Below are 20,031 nucleotides of genomic sequence, written 5' to 3'. Positions count from 1 at the left end.
GTGCCCTTATGTCGGTTTTTAGATTTTCGGGTTTTCTCGCATGTAACGGGCTGGTGTGTGGCCGGTAATTCGGGAAAATGCGGCGATAAATCCACTGGCAGTCGAATAGCCCACCCGTGTCGCCACAGAATGAACTGTCCAGCCTTCATGGAGTAAATCCAAAGCGGTTCGCACTCGCACCCGAGTGCGCCACTCGGGGAAAGTGACGCCTGTTTGCTGCACAAACAGGCGCTGTAGTGTTTTTGCCGACGTGTAACAAACCTTTGCCCATTCCTCGAGGCTTCGTGGATGCGCAGGGTTCTCTATCAGCGCTGTGGCGACAGTGGCCGCACGCGGATCGCACGGGAGGGCCACGTCAATGTCGAGTTCTTTGAGCCGAGGCAGAACATCCAGTAACTGATCGAGCGCTCGGGAGTACTCGTGGGCGGTCGATAACGCAGGTTGGGCTAGCACGCGGATAAGCGAATGCAGTGCGCCTGTGGCGCGGATCGTGTGCACCGTTGTCCACGTGCTGATGGTGGTGTCTGGATCAGTGGGCATCATGAAAGGGATAAGGAGGGCATCGTGGGACGGGCGTAGCGTGTGTGTCACGTTGGCAGGGACCCACAGGAGGCGGGTGTGGGTGACAAGGTAGGTCCGACCCGCGATGTCAACGCGTAACGTTCCGTGGGGAACCCAGGCGAGCATGTGCGTGGACAGTGTGCGTGTAGTGCTTGGTGCAAGGTGTGGGACTTGTCCATGGCGGCATCCCAGGGGGTGGTCCAGTGATGTGGACGGGGTGCACCGAGTGTTTGCGGAAACAGGAAGCTCGATAACGGTCACTTGGGGCCCTTACGTTGTCACGACGCGCATAGTAATTAGGTAAGCCTAATCTTAACTGTCATTTGTGGTGTGTGCCATCACGTCGCGTCATGTGGCTCATCAACCACGCCCACAGACGTCAATGAGGCAAGACCCATTTGGTCACCACAGCAAAATCAGGTAGGAATAAGGCATGGATTCAGGGCACATCGCGTTGCTCACCCTCGACCTCTTAGGAACCCTCGCTTTCGCTGTCAACGGCGCAATGACAGCCCTCAAGTTTGCCCGCGTGGACATTGTCGGTGTGCTCACACTCGGAATGGTCACTGCCTTGGGAGGAGGGTTCATTCGCGATATCCTCATTGACTCCCTACCCCCCACGACCTTCATGGATTGGCGATACCTGTTCATCGCGGCTCTGGGCTCGCTCATCGCATTCTTTTTAGGTCCGCGCCTGGAAAAACTCGCCCCAACGATCACCCTGTTCGACGCAGTAGGACTATCCCTGTTCGCCGTCACCGGAACACTCAAAGGACTGACGTTTGGTCTTGGACCAATTCAATCCATCATTCTTGGGGTCATTACCGCAGCAGGGGGCGGAACGATCCGTGACATCATGATTCAGCGAATCCCCGCCGTCCTCCATACCGAGCTGTACGCCATTCCCGCTGCACTAGGCGCAAGCTTAACCGCAGTGATCGTTGCATCCTCGCTGCCATCAGTACCGTGGGTGGTCTTCGCAGCGTTGATGTGTTTCACTCTCCGCATGGTTGGAGTTCACTTCGACCTGCACGCCCCCAAACCCCCGCACCACAGCAAGGACACCTAGTGGCAAAGCTCTACTTCCGGTATGGCGCAATGAACTCCGGCAAATCCACTGCACTCCTCCAAGCCGCACACAACTACGAAGAACGCGGCCACCAGGTGCTCCTTGCAAAACCTGGGGTCGACTCGAAAGCCGGGAGAGCGATATTGTCACGCCTTGGCGTTGACCGAAGTGTGGACTACCTCCTGGGAGACAACGACGACGCATACCAGACTTTCCAACACCACCGGTCTCAGGTGCAAGAACGACACGGAACAGACGTCTCCTGCCTTCTCATTGACGAGAGCCAATTCCTCACAGAGCACCAAGTCAACGACCTGATGCGCATCGCCGTTCTCGATAACATTCCCGTCATCTGCTACGGAATTCGCACCGACTTTCGCACCAGCGCATTTCCTGGCTCGCGCAGACTCTTAGAAATCGCCCATTCGCTCGAAGAGCTCAAAACAATCTGCCGATGCGGACGCAAAGCCGTTTTTAACGCCCGGTGTGCCCACGGGACCTACATCTTTGAAGGCGACCAAGTCGCCATTGACGGCATGGAAGTGACATACGAGTCTTTGTGCGCCACGTGCTATCTCAGAGAATCAGGTGGGCGACTCAACCGAGAATGGCACGTGGCGCAAGACTAGCCTCATACCAGCAGTGCACCCCTACCAGCGGTCATGCACGTGTGAGCGAATGTGCGCATCGTAAATCTCAGTAATGCGCTTCGCGGTCGCCTCATCCAGTGGTGGCTGCTCCGCAGCCAGAGCGTTGGCCCGCGCCTGGTCTGCGTTCCGCGCCCCCGGAATGACCGTGGTGATCTGCGGTAGATCAATGAGCCAGCGCAACGCCCGTTGCGCTGGTGTCGCTTCCACACCTTGAGCCTGCACTGCAGCGGTGAACTCACCTGCAGCTAACACGCCAACATCGAAAGGAACCCCCGAGAAGGTTTCACCCACATCGAAAGCTTCCCCCTGACGGTTATAGGTGCGGTGGTCGTTGTCAGGGAAAGTCGTGGACAGGTCATACTTGCCAGACAGTAGCCCAGATGCCAACGGGACCCGTGCAATAACAGCAACCCCAGCGTCCGCTGCAGCAGGCAACACCTGCTGTAGCGGTTTCTGTCGGAACGCATTGACAATAATTTGCAACGAAGCGACACGGGGGTGAGCTATGGCCGTTAACGCCTCAGCGCACGTTTCCACCGAGACCCCATAATGAGCGATGCGGTCCTCGGCGACCAGCGTGTCAAGCCATTCGTAGGTGGTCTCTTGGTCCAACACCGGGCTGGGTGGGCAGTGCAACTGGACCAGGTCAAGGGTGTCCACGCCGAGGTTCTTGCGGCTGCGGTCAGTCCAGCGGCGAAAGTTGTCCAATGTGTAGTGGTCGGCGGTGTGAGGGTTAGCGCGGCGACCCATCTTTGTCGCGACCGTGATCCCATGGCTGGGACGGGAACGCAAATACGTGGCAATGAGTTGTTCTGATCGCCCATCGCCGTACACATCTGCTGTGTCGAAGAAGCGGACCCCAGATTCATAGGCTGCATCCAGGACGGCAAGGGCTTGGTCCTCAGTGACGTCGCCCCAGTCGGCACCGAGTTGCCACGTGCCTTGGCCAATGACTGATAGGTCATACGGGAGACGTGAGGTTGATCGAATGTCCATAAGGCGATCCTACGCGTGCCGCCTCGTACAAGCAGTGCGGCACGCGTAGGTGCGTTAGAACACCTCGGGTGTGTGGGGAATGCGGTCACTCAACGATGCAAGTTCCGTATCGGCATCATCAACGGACAAACTCGGCATCATTGTGGCGAGTTGATGCTGCCAGGTGAGGTACTCATCAGGGAAGGAGCTCCGCAGCAAGTCCAGCATGGTGGACACTGCGGTGGATGCCCCAGGAGATGCCCCGAGAAGTCCGGCGATGGTGCCGTCCTTTGCACTGACGAGTTCTGTTCCAAACTCCAGCACACCTCCGCGCTCACCAGGCCTAGTTTTCATGACCTGTACACGTTGACCTGCAGTAATGTACTCCCAGTCTGCGGGGTTCGCGGTGGGCATGAACTCACGCAGTGCGCGGAAGCGGGAGATCGGTGACCGGAGAACCTCAGTGATGAGGTACCGGGTGAGGTCAAAGTTGTCCTTGGCTACGGTGAGCATGGTGAGGATGTTCGATGGGCGCAAGGACGTGAAGAGGTCAAGGAATGACCCTTTTTTCAGGAATTTTGTGGAGAAGCCTGCGTAGGGTCCAAAGAGAAGTGAGGTTGTTCCGTCCACCACACGGGTGTCAAGGTGCGGCACCGACATTGGTGGCGATCCGACGGAGGCTTTTCCATAAACCTTGGCCTGGTGCTGAGCGACGATTTCCGGCTGTGACGTGCGCAGAAACACTCCGGAGATGGGGAATCCGCCGTACCCTTTGATTTCGGGGATGCCGGCTCTTTGCAGGAGATGCAAAGCGGCTCCGCCTGCGCCAACAAAGACGAACCGGGACCGGATCTTTGTGGTCCGTTGTGGTGCGTTCCAGTGCTTGTCTTTGGCTGTGATCGTCCAGGTGCCATCGGTGTGCTGGCGAAGACCGCGAACCTCGTGTTGCAAAGAGATGTCAGCGCCGTGGTCTTGGAGGTAGGCGGCCAGGTGGTTGGTGAGGCGACCAAAGTTGACGTCTGTGCCGTCGATGGCGCGGGTAGCCGCGATGGGTTCGTTCGGGTCGCGGTCAGCGATGAGGAGGGGCGCCCAGGAAGCAATGACCTGCGGGTCGTCGCTGAATTCGAGTTCGGAGAAGTTGGGGTGGGTGCGTAGAGCGTTGAAGCGTCGGCGGAGGTAGTCAACGTTGTCTGCTCCGCGCACGAAGGTCATGTGTGGGGTGGGGGACAAGAATGTGTCGACCGGTGGGATGACACCTTGGCGGGCTAGGTAGTCCCAAAATTGCCGGGACATGTGAAACTGTTCGTTGATGGTGACGGCTTTGGAGATCGCAATAGTTCCGTCGGGTTGCTCTGGGGTGTAGTTGAGCTCGCATAGGGCAGCGTGACCGGTGCCTGCGTTGTTCCAGGGGTTGGATGATTCGAGGGCCACGTCGTCGAGGCGCTCAAAGAGTCGGATTGTCCAGGTGGGTTGCAGTTGTGCGATGAGGGCGCCGAGGGTGACACTCATGATCCCACCGCCGATGAGCACCACGTCGTACATGTTGTCTTGGGGAGATTGTGTCTTAGCCACCCGATGATATTACGGCTGGTCGCCTAGGGCGTGGAGGTGTCCGTGAGGTATCTCACGATGGTCGATGTGTGGGCGTTCGTCGTCCCCGTTATCAGGGTCGGCCAAGCCCTCGCCGCCACGAGCAAAAACGATGAAAGTTGTGAGTATTGCCGCACACTCACGGCGAAATGTGGTGACGAACACCACAGGTCAACAGGGGACAAAGTCACGGTGTTTGAGAAGATAGAGCCCAGAGCGACATCACGAAGTGCACACCTCACGAAAGGAGAACGCCATGGGACGACCACGCCTGACCATCCTGCGGCAAACCGTGAACGGTGTCACCGCACGACTGGCGCCCCCTCTTTCCCGGGCGTGGAGGGCTTGGGTGCGCTGGTCTATGCACCCGCGTGATGGCATCACCCCGCCACGGATCGTCCGTCTGAGCTTGGTTGGCTTCTTTGTCACTGTCACTGCACTCATTTTTGGTGTCACAACTGCGACCGCACACGCGAACTTCGGTCCGCATGACGCGACCTATGACGTGACCGTGAACTCTGTGATCACAGTGGATGCCGGACCACTCGGCACACTGCAAATTCCCTCACCGCTGCCCGTGGGGTTGGGCGTGACCGCCACCATCGGCGAAATCCCCGAGTCCTTGACCACGCTCAACCCAGACGATGCTCTCAGCGCGCTAGAGTCCGACGTCCAAAGCTACCTCCAATTCTTCGCGGCTCCTGAAGCCACCATTGGTTTGGTCACAAAACTTCTCATTCACGATGCACTGGTGCGAGCTGGGTTGGCCGCGCTCACGATGGTTGCCCTAGTCCTGATTGCCGGTGCGCTCATGGGGCGGGCACGGCGCACACAGACGGCCTACCGGTTAGCACGACGCACCTGGGCATTAGCGACAATCGCGACACTCACCCTCGGCGCAACCACGTGGACGACAGTTCACCGCTCGGAACGCCACCTCGACAACGTCGGTTCCCAAGCATCTGCAGTCTTTACTAACACGCCATTGGAAGGTGCTCGCCTGACGGGCCGTCTTTCCGGGGTGATTGACACCTACGGGCAGCAACTGATCGGCGTCTATGAAGAAAATCAATCCTTCTACGACCGAGCGAACGCTTCGCTCGATGACGCGTTGACGACCGCGCAAGAACGTGCCGAACATGACGCAGATGTGTGGCAAGCTCGAGGTGGGCAGCCTCTCTCGCTGACCGCTCCGGACCCACTGGGGGCAGGTGCCCTACCGGGGATGAACACGGATCCAGATGACGACGCCAACACCCAGCCCGCATCCCCCACTGTTCCCTACTTTCACCGGCTGTTGTCCGACAATACGCCCGCAGAGGAACCACCCCAGGATGACTACGTGACCATGCTTGTGGTCACTGACCTCCACTGCAATGTGGGGATGTCTCCGCTGATCACTACGGCAGCAACTCGTAGCGGCGCATCGATCATCCTCAACGGCGGTGACACCACGATCAACGGCACCGACCTGGAACGTTTCTGCATGGATTCTTTTGCGTCAGCAGTCCCTCGAGGTGCTGTCATGGTCCAAGCCGACGGCAATCACGACTCGGAAATCACCACCGGCCATGCGCGTGACGCAGGGGTCATTACCCTTGGTGGCGAGGTCGTTGAGGTGCAGGGTGTGCGTATTTTGGGTGATCAAGACCCCCGTGCTACCCGCATCGGCCAAGGATCCACACTGGTTCGTGGGGAGACCTACGCGCAAACTGGTGAACGTCTCGCGCAGGTTGCCTGCCAAGAAGACGTTGACCTGCTGTTGATCCACACGCCCTACGTGGGAACGCCAGTGCTTAATCAAGGGTGCGCTCCCTTGCAAATCTCTGGGCATTTGCACCGTCGTGTCGGTCCAGAACAGGTGGGGTTGGGTATTCAGTTTGTGAACTCGACCACTGCCGGGGCAGTGGAAGGGCAAGCAAGTATTGGCCCACTGAAAGGCACCGCACAGATGTCCGTTGTGCGTTTTGACCCAGATGAGCGCCGATTTGTGGATATCCAATTCATTTCCGTAACGCCTGACGCAACTGCATTTGTCGGCCCCCGCATCCCGATGCCCACCGTGGTCACTCAAGCTCTTCCACCAGACAGCAACCCTGGTGCGCAACAACCTGACGATGCGGAAGCGGACACCAGCCCCACCCCACCATCCAGCCCCGATTCTTCTGACACCGCCAAGGACGCAACCCCATGAGCACCGGGACGCTGACATCAGTCGCACAGGACTACATCAAAGTGGTGTGGGGCCTGCAGGAATGGTCTGACGCGCCAGTCACCACAAAAGACCTCGCCGAACGGCTTGGCGTTGGCCCATCCACGGTCTCCGAAACGGTGCGGCGTTTGGTCAGCCAGGGCCTTCTCGACCATGAACGCTACGGGGCCATCCACCTCACTGAGCAAGGCAGGCGCCACGCACTCGACATGGTTCGCCGGCACCGTCTCATTGAAACGTTCCTTGTCCAACACTTGGGATACACCTGGGACGAGGTCCACGACGAAGCCGAAGTACTCGAACATGCAGTCTCTGACCTCATGGTGCACCGCATCGACGAAGCTCTTGGCCATCCCACCCGTGACCCGCACGGCGACCCCATCCCCAGTGCAAACCTGGCTCTGACCCAACCTGCCGCGTTGACACTCACGGTCCTGCCCGAGGGGGCGACCGGAACCGTGGCACGAATCTCAGATGACGACCCCGATGTGTTACGGTACTTCGCTGATCTTGGGTTCGGGCTTGACGCACACGTTCGTGTCCACGCCCGCCGTGACGCTATTGGGGTCATCGATGTCCTGTGGGCACCAACAAACAACCCCAACCACCTGACCGAACTCACCTTAGGTTTGCGCGCAGCAGACGCCGTATGGATAGAGACTGAGTGACCACCACATCAACCACCCCCACCCCACGATTCACAGCCCGGGTTTACCTGGCCCTTGGCGCACTGGCGCTTGGTGGTTTCACGATCGGAACCACCGAGTTCGCAACCATGGGGATCCTCATGTACATCGCTTCAGACTTAACCGTCACGGAAGCAACTGCCGGGCATGCCATCACCGCCTACGCGATGGGCGTAGTGGTTGGTGCACCACTCATTGCAATCGCCACCGCGCGCCTGTCGCGCTCGCGCCTGATTGTGCTGCTCATGGCACTATACGCGGTGGCGAACACGCTTTCCGCGTTCGCCCCGGACCTGACTTGGCTGATTGTCGGGCGGTTCATCGCAGGACTTCCGCACGGGGTGTTTTTCGGGGTCGGTGCAGTCGTGGGGACCGCGATTGTGGGGCCAGCGAAACGTGGTTTCGCGATGTCTATCATGCTTGGCGGGCTCACCGTAGCCAATGTGGTCGGTGTGCCGCTGTCTTCCTGGTTAGGCCACGTCATGGGGTGGCGCGCGTCCTTTATTGCTGTGGGGATACTCGGGGCACTCGCCGTGGTGATCTTGCTGATGGCGTTGCCCGCGGTGTCGGCGGAACCAGGCGCATCGCCCGCATCGGAGCTCGCTTCGATGAAGAATCCACGGTTGTGGTGGGTGTTTGTTGGCTCAGCCGTGGGGTTTGGGGGCATGTTTGCGATCTACTCTTATGTGCAGCCGATGGCGGTATTGGGGGCAGGCGTCAGCGACCGGGTGATCCCGTTGCTGCTCGCACTGTTTGGCACGGGCATGACCGTCGGGATTGGTTTTGCAGGCCGCATGATGGACCGTAACGTTCGACTCACAGTCACAGTAGGGTTTGTGTCCACCTCTGTCGCCCTCGTATTCCTTGGGTTCACCGGACACATGCCCGTGTGGTTGTTTGTCGGAGTTTTCTTTGTTGGCTTCACAGCACAATATTTGGCGTTGGGGTTACAGGGTCTATTGATGGACCTCTCTCCCAAGGCGCCGTCCTTGGGAGCTGCTCTGTGTCACTCTGCGCTCAATTTAGCGAACGCAAATGGGGCGTTCTTAGGTGGTGTGGTGTTGGCTGCTACGACCGGGTACCAGGGGTTAGCGTGGTTGGGGCTGGGGTTAACGGTTCTTGGTTTTGCCATGATTCAGATCACGACCAGGACTCACGATGCGCGTGACAGCAAGGTTCAGCAGGTGTTGCAGTCGTTGGAGTAAGTGACCTGCGTCCACGCGGGATAATCAGCACGGTTGTTTGGGTGGTGAGGCGCTAGACTAATGCGCGTGAATACTACGCCCACTTCTGATCAGCCAGCACCAGACACTGCCTCGAATGAGCCCACTTTCCGGTACACAGCGGCACTCGCGGAGCAGATTGAACGTACCTGGCAGCAGCGGTGGGAGGATGAAGGAACTTATCATGCGGCTGACCCGCTGGGTGGGTTAACGGATGGCCGCGGGCTGCATGCTGACCCAGATTCCCCGTCATTTTTTGTCATGGACATGTTCCCCTTCCCCTCTGGTGCTGGTCTGCATGTGGGGCACCCGTTGGGGTACATTGCGACCGATGCAGTGGCACGGTTCCGCCGTATGAACGGTGACAATGTGCTGCATGCGTTGGGGTTTGACGCGTTTGGGTTGCCCACAGAGTTGTATGCCATTCAAACTGGTCAGCACCCGCGCGTCGCGACGCAGAATAATATTGCGAACATGCAACGACAGTTGCGTCGGATGGGGTTGGGGCACGATTCTCGGCGTTCGTTCGCGACAACGGACACCCATTATGTGCGGTGGACGCAGTGGATTTTCTTGCAAATCTTCAACTCGTGGTACGACGCTGAAGCACCTAACGCGGCCGGTTCGGTGGGGCGTGCCCGTCCCATCGCTGAATTGATTACCGAGTTTGAGCGCGGTGAGCGCACTGTCCCTGCTGTGCAGGATGTGGTGGAAGGTGCCACATGGAATGACTTGACGAGCGCTCAGCGTGAGGCAGTGCTCAACGAGTACCGGTTGGCGTATGTGTCCGAAGCGCCGGTGAACTGGTGTCCTGGGTTGGGCACGGTCCTCGCGAACGAGGAAGTGACCGCTGAGGGGCGCTCCGAACGAGGGAATTACCCTGTGTTTCAGCGCCCGATGCGGCAGTGGAATATGCGGATTACCGCGTACTCTGACCGTCTGATCTCTGATCTTGACCTCATTGACTGGCCGGACAAGGTCAAGTCCATGCAGCGTCACTGGGTGGGGCGTTCCGAGGGTGCCCACGTGACCTTTGCGGTGGGTCAAGAGTCCTTGCAGGTGTTTACTACCCGCCCTGACACGTTGTTTGGTGCCACCTTCATGGTGGTAGCGCCAGAGCACCCATTGGTGGAGTCTGCTGTTCCTGAGCAGTGGCCTGCCTCGACTCGCGATGCGTGGACAGGTGGGTATGACAACCCTCGCGATGCTGTGCGCGCCTACCAGCAGGAAGCGGCTGCGAAGACCGCTGTGGAACGTCAGGCTGACGCGAAAAGTAAAACAGGTGTGTTCACCGGGATTTTTGCGACGAACCCTGTGAATGGTCACGAGATTCCTGTGTTCACTGCAGACTATGTCCTCATGGGGTATGGCACGGGTGCCATCATGGCTGTCCCTGGTGGAGATGACCGTGACTTTGCTTTTGCGAGAGCCTTTGACTTGGACGTGGTGTACACCGTGGCTCCGCCGGAGGGGTTTGGCGAGGACCGCGCGTGGACTGGTGATGGTGCGGTCATCAATTCCCACAACGATGAGGTGTCGTTGGATGGGATGAGTGTTGACGACGCGAAACACACGATCATTGCGTGGCTGGAAGAACGCGGTGCTGGTTCTGGTACGGTGACATACCGGTTGCGTGACTGGTTGTTCTCGCGGCAACGGTATTGGGGTGAGCCGTTCCCCATTGTGTATGACAACGATGGGCGTCCGGTTGCGTTGCCTGAATCAATGCTGCCTGTTGCATTGCCGGATACACCTGATTTTGCGCCTCGCACCTTTGAGCCAGATGATGCGAACTCTGAGCCCGAACCGCCACTGGGTCGTAACAGCGACTGGGTGAATGTCGAGTTGGACTTGGGCGACGGGCCTCGCATGTATCGCCGCGAAACGAACACTATGCCGAACTGGGCTGGTTCCTGCTGGTACTACTTGCGCTACATTGACCCGTTCAACAACTCCAGCGACGCCGAGCATGTGGTCTCCAAGGAATTGGAGCAGTACTGGATTGGCCCGCACCACAACGATGTTGTGGGAGCCGCTGGGGGAGTTGATCTGTACGTGGGTGGTGTTGAACACGCTGTCCTCCACTTGTTGTATGCCAGGTTCTGGCACAAAGTGCTGTTTGATCTGGGGCACGTCTCCTCACCGGAGCCCTTCCACCGCTTGTTCAATCAGGGCTATATTCAGGCCTACGCCTACACCGACGAACGCGGACAGTATGTTCCCGCTGCCGAGGTGGACGAGCATGTCTCTGAGAACGGTGACACCACCTACACGTGGCAAGACCAGTCAGTTACCCGAGAATACGGGAAGATGGGGAAGTCACTGAAGAACGTCGTGACACCCGATGACATGTATGAACTGTACGGTGCTGACACCTTCCGGGTGTACGAGATGTCCATGGGGCCACTGGATTTGTCGCGCCCGTGGGAAACGCGAGCAGTGGTGGGGGCACAACGGTTCTTGCAGCGTCTGTGGCGTAACATCATCGATGAACATACCGGTGACATCACCGTCACTGATGACACTGCGGCGACCGACACTTTGAAGGTGTTGCACCGAACGATCGCTGCCGTGCGCGATGAGATGGAAGGGATGCGGATTAATACCGCTATCGCCAAGCTCATCGAACTCAACAACCACCTCACGTCCTTGCCTGCTGTGCCCCGGCACGCTGCTGAGGCACTCGTCATCATGACGGCACCAGTTGCGCCGCACATCGCTGAAGAGCTGTGGCACCGTCTTGGACATGACGACTCTGTGGTGTACCAGCCCTTCCCCACCCCTGACGAGGCGTACTTGGTGGATGACACCATTACCGCCATTTTCCAAGTTCAGGGCAAGGTGCGTGGAAAAGCAGATGTTCCCACGTCCATCAGTGAACAGGACTTAACCGACGCGGCACTGGCCAATGAAGGAGTTGTGCGTTCACTGGATGGTCGAGGGATCCGCAAGGTGATCGTGAGAGCTCCCAAGCTCGTCAACATCGTCCCTGAGTAGCCCCACCACAAACCCAGCGAACCGCCTAAGCCCTCACCGGGTTAAGGGCGGTTCGCTCCGGGACGAGGAGCAGCGTGGATCACCTCATTGCGCACCTGGAACGAACCCGTTCCGCATTCGACCAACCAACTCTTGCCCTCCTCAACAGGCACTATGCACCCACGGTTCTGACCATCTTGGCTCAGGTCTTCCCACCTCACCGGGCGAGCGTGGACGCAGAACAGGTTGCCCTTGAAGTCGAACAGCATCGACTCGCTCTTGCCCACCACAACTGCGATGACCTTGACGGACACAGCGTACGGCAGCTGTTGAGCCGTTGGGTGCGCGAGAAGTGGCTCATCAGGCATCTCGCCGACGACGGTACCGAGCTGTTCACATTGACCTCACACACCAAAGACGCACTCGACTTTGTGCACCGCGCGTCCGGCGCCCACCCACTGGTGTCCAGCACCCGGATGCGCACGCTCATTGACACACTAGACCGGTTCGCACATGAAGCCCAACCGGACCGTGACCAACGCATCGCACGAATAGATCACGACATCGCACAATTGTCCCGCGAACGCGATGAACTGGCTGCGGGAGCACCCATGCCCACCATGTCCGTGCAGCGCATGGTGGAAAACCTCGACAATGTGCGTCACTTGGTCCGGGAACTTCCCGCCGACTTCGCGCGGGTCGCCGAATCCATGAAAGATCTCCAACGCCACATCCTCACCCAGCTCAGAGCCGGAGACCGCCGGGCTGGTGACGTTCTCGACGACTACCTTGACCAAGCACAACACCTCCTGACCGCCACCCCAGAAGGCCGCGCGTTCACTGGTGCTCTCGACATTTTGCGTGATGACGCCACCGTGGCTGCACTCAACCATGCCATCCACACCATCGTGTCCTCACCAGCAGGTCAATCGTTACCTTTCGCTGAGAAAGAAGCACTCCGGTCCATCGTGTCCTCAATCGTTGACTCTGTGGACGTTGTGCTCAGTGAACAACAACGAGCGTCACGATCACTGACCACACACCTACGTCACTACAACCCAGCTCATGACCGGGAAATCGACGACGCACTAGAACACGCCCTGAGCGCTCTGACCAGGTGGTTCCCCAGCACGTCGCGAGGAGAACGAGTGCCAGCCCTGCCAAGGTTCCGTCGCGCGCACATCGGTAAGCTCCGCACCACCGTGCCTGACATCCGTCCGGCACAGGGGCCACCTGCCCTCGTCGATGATGGTGAAGTGGCAGCCGAACTGGACCGCGGTTATGCGCGGGCAATGGGCGGACCGCACCACAAGGACATCCGGCAGGTTCTTGAAGCCGCACCCCGCCACGGATACACGACGCTGGCAGAGGTATTCCAGCACGCACCAACGGAACTGCAACGACCAGTGGACGTGCTGGGTTTTCAGGAAATCATGATGAACGACGCAGCACCTGACCTCGATGAGGATCACCTCGCCACCACTCAGCGCCAGTCCAGCAAGGACACCGCGCCACCTGCCGATCATGGGAAGACCGTCAGGGAAGAGCACCTGCCCTGGGATACTGTGACCGCGGTGCGCCCCGACGGAACCACCCGCACCTTTCTGGTGCCGCGTATGGCACTTCCCACCGCATCGCAACCCACCGAAGGAGGCACGCAATGACCTCGTCATCCGCTGACGCTTTTGTGACGGTCCCGCCAGCCGAAGAAACCCCTGAGGTGTGTTTCGATCACGACCGCGGTGTCCTTGAACCGCACGTCCGGCGCGCACTCGCCCTCATTATGCAACGCCGTTTCATTGCCCGGTCCGCCCACCCAACAGAGTGGGCAACGATCCTGGAGGAAGAAGCGGTACTCCAGTCACGTCTCAATGACATGTTCCTCACGCTCGTCATCGACCGCAACTATGAGGTCATCTACAAAGAGCAGGTTCGGTTGGACGGCATTCACGTTCCGATCTTGTTGCGTGACGAACCCTACCGCCGGGTTGAAGCAGTCCTGTTGGTGCAAGCGCGGGCGCTGCGGCGACGCGCAACTCTTGAAGGTTCGACGACCGCTGTTGTTGATAGTGAAGATCTGGTTGATCTGGTGCAGTCATTCTTTGACACATCGGACACGAACCTTGCCGGGCAGCAGAACGAAATCAAGGCAGGTATCGCTCAGCTGACCCGCGAAGGTGTGTTTTCTGAGGTGGGTAGCGGCCGACTTGTGGTGTCACCAGTGGTTGACATCATCGTTCCGGTGGAGCGGTTGCGGGAGTTGAGTCAGTGGTGTGAGCAGGACAGCATCCATGGCACCGTGGACGCTGAGGATGACGAGCACGAAGAGGGACAAGATGACGTTCACTGAGTCGTTGTTTGGGCTCATTCCGGCCTCCTCGACGGGGCAGCAGTGGGTTGCGGAATCGATGCAGTTGGTGAACTGGGGTGGGTACCACGGGTATCACACGGTTCCCTTCCACCCTGATGGGACCTTGTTATCGGGGGCGTCAGGGTCGGGGAAGTCTACGCTTCTTGATGCCTACATTGCGTTGATGATGCCCCACACCACTCCGTTTAATGGCGCCTCCAATGCGGCGTTGACGGGTCGTGCACGGGGCAGTGAGCAGCGCAATATTTTGTCGTATGTGCGTGGTAAAACTGATGATCGACCCCAGGGCGCCAACGGTGTTGTTGAGGCGTTACTGCGTGGTAGTGACGGTGACACGTGGTCGGCTATCGCCATGACGTGGCGTGACCAGGCGGGCGCGCTTGTGACGGCCATGCGGGTGTTTTATGTCCCACGTGGTGCGAAACGGAACGACGAGTGTGTGTTTCACCGGGTTGTGAGCGAAGGAAAATATGATGTGCGGCGCTTGGAGCCTTTTGCGGCTGCGCGTTTTCCCCGTCGTGTCTTGACGCGCGCCGAAGGGCTCACCTTTTTTGATTCGGATGCAGCGTTCTTCACTCGCCTTCATGACACGTTAGGAATTGGTGCTGCCGGTGGCGGCGCGAAAGCGATGCAACTGTTGGCGCGCATCCAGGCGGGGCACCACATTTCTACGGTTGATGCGCTCTATAAGCAACTTGTGTTAGAGGACCCTGCGACCTTTGAGACGGCAGCGAAGGCAGTTTCTCATGTGGATGAACTCTCTGCGGTCCGTGAGGAACTGCTCAGTGCAGAGCAGCAGGTTCAGCATTTGTTACCGATCCGTGAGTTGCACGAGCGTCGAACTCGAGCGCAGTCAACTGTTGATGAACTGGACGCGTTGGGTGTTATTGGTGGGGTGCAACCAGGGTCTGCTGTGTCGCAGTGGCGTGACCAGCGGGCGCTTGCTGTTCTGAACGATGCGCTTCGACTGAACCGGGCGACCTACCGGTCACTTCGCGACCAGCGGGCTGCGACGCAGGCCCGGTTGGGGGCGTTAGAGGAGCACCGTGACGTTGTGCGGGCGGCGTTGACTCGTGAGGGTGGTGAGCAGGTTGCGGATTTGCGCCGGGATGTGCGGTTGTTGCGTGACCGGTTTGAGTCGGTTACTGCGGTGCGTGCCGCACTAGATGACCATGCCCGGATGGTGGGTGTTGAGGTGCACGATGAACGGTCGTTTGAGGCAGCGCAGCGCATGTCGCGGGCATTTGTTGAGGATGTGCCGCGGGCGGAGAAGAAGGCGCGACAGGACCATTACGAGGCGTTGGCCAGGCGTGATGGTCTGGTAAAGAAACGGCAGGTACTCGTTGATCAGGTGGCGTCATTGGGGGCTCGGCGGGGAAACATTCCCGAGGACCTGCACCATGCGCGTGACTTGTTAGCCAAGGCGTGTGGGTGGACACCGGCGGACTTGCCTTTTGTTGGTGAACTGTTAGAAGTAAAAGCTCAGTACGAACCGTGGCGCACCGCGATATCGCAGGCGTTGGGTGGTTTTGCTGTGACGCTCGTCGTTGCTCAGGATCAGTTGCCGCAGTTTCGGGCAGCGATCAACCGGGTGCAGTTGCCACGGCGAGTGCATTTTGAGGGAGTTCCCACCTTTTCTGAACCGGTGGTGTGTGACGATTCACGGGTGATCCCGGGCAGGCTTGAGGTTCTGGGTGGTCCCTTTGCTGGATGGCTTCAGGGGCGACTCATGCAGTCATTTGCTGCCGTGTGTGTCGATGACCCAAAGGAGTTGGGTGAACACCCTTTTGCGGTGACAATCACAGGGCAACTCAGTCAGGGGCGGCGGGGGAGTCATGGCGGTACGTCCCGGTCGGTGTTGGGGTTTTCCAATGACGATGCGGTGGCACGAGCTCGGGAACAGATTGCGGCCCTTGACAACGAGATTGCTCAGACCACGCGCGTTCTTGAGGTCATGGACCGTGAGCAGGGGGCGTGGCGCGATGTGGTGCGAGCTCACGAGGTGATCGCTGCTGCTGTGTGGCCTGATATTGATGTGGACGGTGCACGTAAGACGTTGACTGAGCGCGAGCAGCACATCGAGAGTCTGACCAGTGGTCACAGTGTTGTTGCCGAGTTGTCCGCTGAGGAGCGTCGGTTGGTGACGCAAACCAATGAGGTGCGCACACAGATCGCGACAATGTCAGCGCAGATGGGGTCCCTAGATGATGAGTATGCGGAGCTTGTAGACGCAGATGACGAGGCGAAAACTCGACTGGGGGAGAACCCAGGCGACATTGATCATCGGTTAGTGACAATCCTTGAGGACCGCTTAGGCAACCGTGCCCTCGACAGTGTGGCCGACCTTGACCGGGTGGTTGGGGAGTTGGTGCGTGAGTTCACTGCGGAACGCGAACACGCGCACACTGAGGTTGATCGGGCCAATGGTGAACTGCGGCGATTATTCGACACTTATGTGAGTCGTTGGCCGCACCCGGACCTGTCCACTGATCCAGTGCGTGCCTACAACGACTATGAGGCGATCTTGGCTGACCTTGAGCATCAACGCCTCCATGAGTTACGAGGTAAATGGGACCGCACTCTCACGTTGTTGTCTGGACATGAACTGACGACGCTCAACGCCCAGATGGCTCGGTCTCTTGACGATATCCGTCGCCGTATGGAACCAGTGAACGACATTTTGTGGTCGGTTCCGTTTCATGATGAGGGGCACCGGCTGCGGATTGTTGCGCGTGTGCGGGAGGGGAACGATGTGAAGCGTTTCCGCAGTGAACTCAGTGCGTTGGCGCGCGAGTTAGGTGACCACGACACTCATCAGGACCCGGTTGCTCGTGAGTCACGGTTCCAACGGATGCGCGCGTTGTTGGAGCGGGTACGCCCCACATCCGCGGAGCGGAACCGACTCATTGATGTGCGTGAACACGTGCGAGTTGAGGCTGTGAAAGTGGACATACAAGGAACTGAGGTGTCCATTTATGATCATATTGCCGGGAAATCTGGTGGTGAGTCGCAGGAACTTGTGGCGTTCATTGTTGGTGCTGCGTTGCGTTACCAGTTGGGTGATGCTGACGCGGTGCGACCACGGTATGCACCGGTGTTTCTTGACGAGGCATTCATCAAAGCAGATTCCCGGTTCGCTGGACGTGCGGTGAGCGCGTGGAAGGGGCTGGGCTTCCAGCTAGTTATTGGTGCTCCCCTCGATAAGGTGTCAGCGTTGGAACCGCATGTTCCGTTGCTGATCCACACTGTCAAAGACGCTCGCGGTATCACCCGTGTGAACTGGTCGTTGGCTGCTGATGGTGCGTTGAGTGTCTCGGACTTTACCGTCCCTGCTTCTGCTGAGAGGGAGGGTGTGAGCGAGACACCTGACTTACGCGTGACAGGTGAGTCACTGTTTCCAGCGAATGACCACAGCCGTTGAGCTTGTTTCCGTGGTGGAATCCATGGCTTGCCACATGAGGTAGTCCCCCCGACAAGCGATCGTGCCGAGGTTATCAGCAACATCGGTCGCCCACAGGGTTGAGTCGTTCAGGGAGTAGATTGACACGGTGGACGACGGGGAGTCCACCGCTGGTGACGTCCACGCGATGATCCCTTCGCACATGTCAATGCTGGTGGGGAATGTGGGTACAAGGATCCGCGTGATGCTCGAACTGGTGGCGTTGTATAGGTCTATCCAGTGTGTGGTTCCCTGTGTGACACGCAAAGCCACAATGTTTCCTGAGGTGACCAACTCAGGGTGCACCCGGACCCCTGGCTTGTAGGTGAGGACGTCGGTGGGTTGTGACGTCCTTGTGCTCGTGTCGGATGCAGGAGCCTCTTTGTGATCTGAAGCGGTGTTCAGGTGTGTCACCACTAACCGTGTCGTGGAGTCCTCAGGCTCTGTTGTCGTGACTACTTGCCACAAGTGATCGTGAGTGAGTGAGGGCAGTGGCGAGGGGCCAAGGGGGACAATGTCTACCTGTGCTGGGTCGGTGAGTGTTGCGGTCAAGACAAAGGCGTCAATCCGTCGCGCGCTTCCGTCCGTGGGGGTGACTTCACCTGTGAACGGAACGGAGACTCGGAGCACGCCTTCGCTATCGCTGAGGGTGATCCGCCCAAACGTGACTGCACTAATGTCTGGTGTGTGGTTCGTGGAGGACGCGATCTCACGGGTTGTTTGCGCGTTGTGGACGAACATCTTCCACGGGCTGGCGGATTGGTCTCGCTCTCCGGTGTGTTCGACCCACACAGTTGTGGACTTGAACGTAGAAACGACTGACACATCATGTGGTAGTTCACCCCAGTGTTCATCAGTGTTGGTGAGACGCTCATACTGGTCGGAAGCCACAATTCCTAGGTCTCTGGTTCCCGGTTGCGACGCACTATCACGCGCGAAGGCGATAATTTCTCCATCAGCAGTGATCTGCGCCGGGGAGAAGTCTTCTTCGGGTGCGGAGGAGTATTCATGGACGACGTCGTACTGGTGCCCGGACAGGGCTGTGCGCGCATCGCTGGCGTCAATTTCGGTGACCTTAATACCGTCATTGTCCAGCGCATAGTCTTCGCCACTGGTATCAGGGGTGACAATTGCTGACGGATCACCTGTGGGGTCAACGGGAGTGAATGGTTCTCCTCCCGGAGTGCACGCGGCGAGTAAACCGGTAACAACAACAGTCACCCATGCGGTCGCCTGGCGCCGGTGGTGATGTGTCATGTGTGCGGTCATCGTGTTCCTTGTCTGGTGATCCTCGTTCCTAACTTACGATGTTGGCGTAGGGGAGTCGTCAGACTAGAGGGTTATCTTCCCCACCGTCAGGTCCACCTTCTGGTTGGCACATGCTGGTTGTGTTCTTCGGGGTGGGTGACGTTCACGGTACTCTGTGAGGGTGTCAACATCTCGTGTCGTTCTTCTCACGGACTCAACAGCCGGGTCAGTTCCAGCCGAGGTTTCGCGTGTCCCACTTCATGTGCACGCGGGTGATCGGGAATTCCTTGATGATTCCACGTTTGCGCAAGATGACGCAGATGCATACGTGAGATCTGGTCGGCCACTACGAACCTCGCAGCCAACCCAAGCACAGTTCTCTGAAGCCTATGCGCAGGCATTCCGCCACGGGGCAAGCGACGTGGTTGTCGTCGTGTTGTCCGCTCGCCTGTCTGGAACTCACCATCAAGCAGTGTTAGCTGGAAGGGCGTGGCCTGGTCGAGTCCACGTCGTGGACTCCTATGCTGCAGGTCAGGCGTTGGGCTACTTGGCCACTGACGCATGGACGTTGGCGAATCAGGGGGCGTCTGCGGTCACCATCGCCCAGTGGCTTGTTGATGCGCGTGCCCGGGTGGGCGCAGAATTTTGTGTGGAATCCTTGGAGCGGCTTCTTGCCGGGGGGCGGTTGACGTTACCGATGGGATCGGTTGGGCAGCGGTTAGGGATCCGCCCGATGCTTTCTCTTGCTGGTGGGGTGATTCGTCCCCATGGTGCGGTGCGCTCACAGCAAGCTGGCAAGGCGCGGTTGGTTGCGGCTGCTCGGCGTGCTCGTGACAATGGCGCGACACGCTTTACTGTTCACCATTGTGTGTCTCCCACGGATGCAGAGCACCTGGCGGACATGGTCGAAACGGAGGTGGGCATTGTTCCGATGGTGTCACCGTTGTCAACGGTTCTTGCCGCTCACACTGGTGCCGGCACTCTCGCTGTGGCGTGGGCTGGACCTGAACCACGCAGTAACTAGCGGGTTG

Annotated in this window: 14 protein-coding genes; 10 read left to right on the top strand and 4 right to left on the bottom strand. The window is 58.6% G+C overall.

What is annotated here, in order from left to right:
- Nucleotides 1-18 precede the first annotated feature (18 nt).
- Entirely contained in the window at nucleotides 19-687 is a 669-nt protein-coding gene (locus tag JDEN_RS07935; RefSeq protein WP_143713273.1) for a helix-turn-helix domain-containing protein, read from the bottom strand.
- A gap of 307 nt (nucleotides 688-994) precedes the next feature.
- Between JDEN_RS07935 and JDEN_RS07930 the strand changes: the two genes are divergently transcribed.
- Both JDEN_RS07930 and JDEN_RS07925 read left to right on the top strand, forming a co-directional pair.
- A complete protein-coding gene (locus JDEN_RS07930; RefSeq protein ID WP_015771851.1) occupies nucleotides 995-1,630 on the top strand; it encodes a trimeric intracellular cation channel family protein in 636 nt (211 codons plus the stop codon).
- A complete protein-coding gene (locus JDEN_RS07925; RefSeq protein WP_015771850.1) occupies nucleotides 1,630-2,259 on the top strand; it encodes a thymidine kinase in 630 nt (209 codons plus the stop codon). Before JDEN_RS07930 ends, JDEN_RS07925 begins: the two co-directional genes overlap by 1 nt.
- Before the next feature lie 21 nt (nucleotides 2,260-2,280).
- On the opposite strand, the gene JDEN_RS07920 is transcribed toward JDEN_RS07925, so the two are convergent.
- Together JDEN_RS07920 and mqo are read right to left on the bottom strand one after the other, a co-directional pair.
- A complete protein-coding gene (locus tag JDEN_RS07920; RefSeq protein WP_015771849.1) occupies nucleotides 2,281-3,276 on the bottom strand; it encodes an aldo/keto reductase in 996 nt (331 codons plus the stop codon).
- 54 nt (nucleotides 3,277-3,330) lie between these two features.
- A complete protein-coding gene (mqo, locus tag JDEN_RS07915) occupies nucleotides 3,331-4,827 on the bottom strand; it encodes a malate dehydrogenase (quinone) (RefSeq protein WP_226926576.1) in 1,497 nt (498 codons plus the stop codon).
- A gap of 274 nt (nucleotides 4,828-5,101) precedes the next feature.
- Between mqo and JDEN_RS07910 the strand changes: the two genes are divergently transcribed.
- The 7 genes from JDEN_RS07910 (at nucleotide 5,102) to JDEN_RS07880 (ending at nucleotide 17,734) form a co-directional block, all read left to right on the top strand.
- Entirely contained in the window at nucleotides 5,102-7,039 is a 1,938-nt protein-coding gene (locus tag JDEN_RS07910) for a metallophosphoesterase family protein (RefSeq protein WP_015771847.1), read from the top strand.
- Nucleotides 7,036-7,725, top strand: a complete 690-nt coding sequence (locus JDEN_RS07905; RefSeq protein WP_015771846.1) for a metal-dependent transcriptional regulator — start codon at nucleotides 7,036-7,038, stop codon at nucleotides 7,723-7,725. Before JDEN_RS07910 ends, JDEN_RS07905 begins: the two co-directional genes overlap by 4 nt.
- A complete protein-coding gene (locus JDEN_RS07900) occupies nucleotides 7,722-8,948 on the top strand; it encodes an MFS transporter (protein ID WP_015771845.1) in 1,227 nt (408 codons plus the stop codon). The genes JDEN_RS07905 and JDEN_RS07900 overlap by 4 nt, the downstream gene beginning before the upstream one ends.
- Nucleotides 8,949-9,008: 60 nt before the next feature.
- Complete coding sequence (gene leuS / locus JDEN_RS07895; RefSeq protein WP_015771844.1) at nucleotides 9,009-11,963, top strand: leucine--tRNA ligase; 2,955 nt, start codon at nucleotides 9,009-9,011, stop codon at nucleotides 11,961-11,963.
- Nucleotides 11,964-12,037: 74 nt separating this feature from the next.
- Entirely contained in the window at nucleotides 12,038-13,606 is a 1,569-nt protein-coding gene (locus JDEN_RS07890; protein WP_015771843.1) for a DUF3375 domain-containing protein, read from the top strand.
- Nucleotides 13,603-14,292 (top strand): DUF4194 domain-containing protein, encoded by a 690-nt coding sequence (locus JDEN_RS07885; protein WP_015771842.1) that lies wholly within the window; start codon nucleotides 13,603-13,605, stop codon nucleotides 14,290-14,292. Before JDEN_RS07890 ends, JDEN_RS07885 begins: the two co-directional genes overlap by 4 nt.
- The gene (locus tag JDEN_RS07880) at nucleotides 14,255-17,734 is read left to right on the top strand and encodes an ATP-binding protein (RefSeq protein ID WP_226926577.1); all 3,480 of its coding nucleotides are present in this window, start codon (nucleotides 14,255-14,257) and stop codon (nucleotides 17,732-17,734) included. Before JDEN_RS07885 ends, JDEN_RS07880 begins: the two co-directional genes overlap by 38 nt.
- Here JDEN_RS07880 and JDEN_RS07875 read toward each other — a convergent pair.
- Nucleotides 17,702-19,021 carry a hypothetical protein gene (locus tag JDEN_RS07875; RefSeq protein ID WP_015771840.1) on the bottom strand — a complete coding sequence of 440 codons (1,320 nt, stop codon included), beginning with the start codon at nucleotides 19,019-19,021 and terminating at the stop codon, nucleotides 17,702-17,704. The two genes, JDEN_RS07880 and JDEN_RS07875, sit on opposite strands and share 33 nt — an antisense overlap.
- 160 nt (nucleotides 19,022-19,181) lie before the next feature.
- On the opposite strand from JDEN_RS07875, the gene JDEN_RS07870 reads away from it, so the two are divergent.
- Nucleotides 19,182-20,024: a DegV family protein gene (locus JDEN_RS07870; protein WP_015771839.1), complete on the top strand. Its 843-nt coding sequence runs from the start codon at nucleotides 19,182-19,184 to the stop codon at nucleotides 20,022-20,024.
- Nucleotides 20,025-20,031 lie beyond the last annotated feature (7 nt).

Origin of the sequence: Jonesia denitrificans DSM 20603, from assembly GCF_000024065.1 — a bacterium.
In the GTDB taxonomy this organism is placed as follows: Bacteria; Actinomycetota; Actinomycetes; order Actinomycetales; family Cellulomonadaceae; genus Jonesia; species Jonesia denitrificans.
The sequence above is the reverse complement of the archived record's forward strand: the minus strand, read 5'-3'. Positions and strand labels throughout refer to the sequence as shown.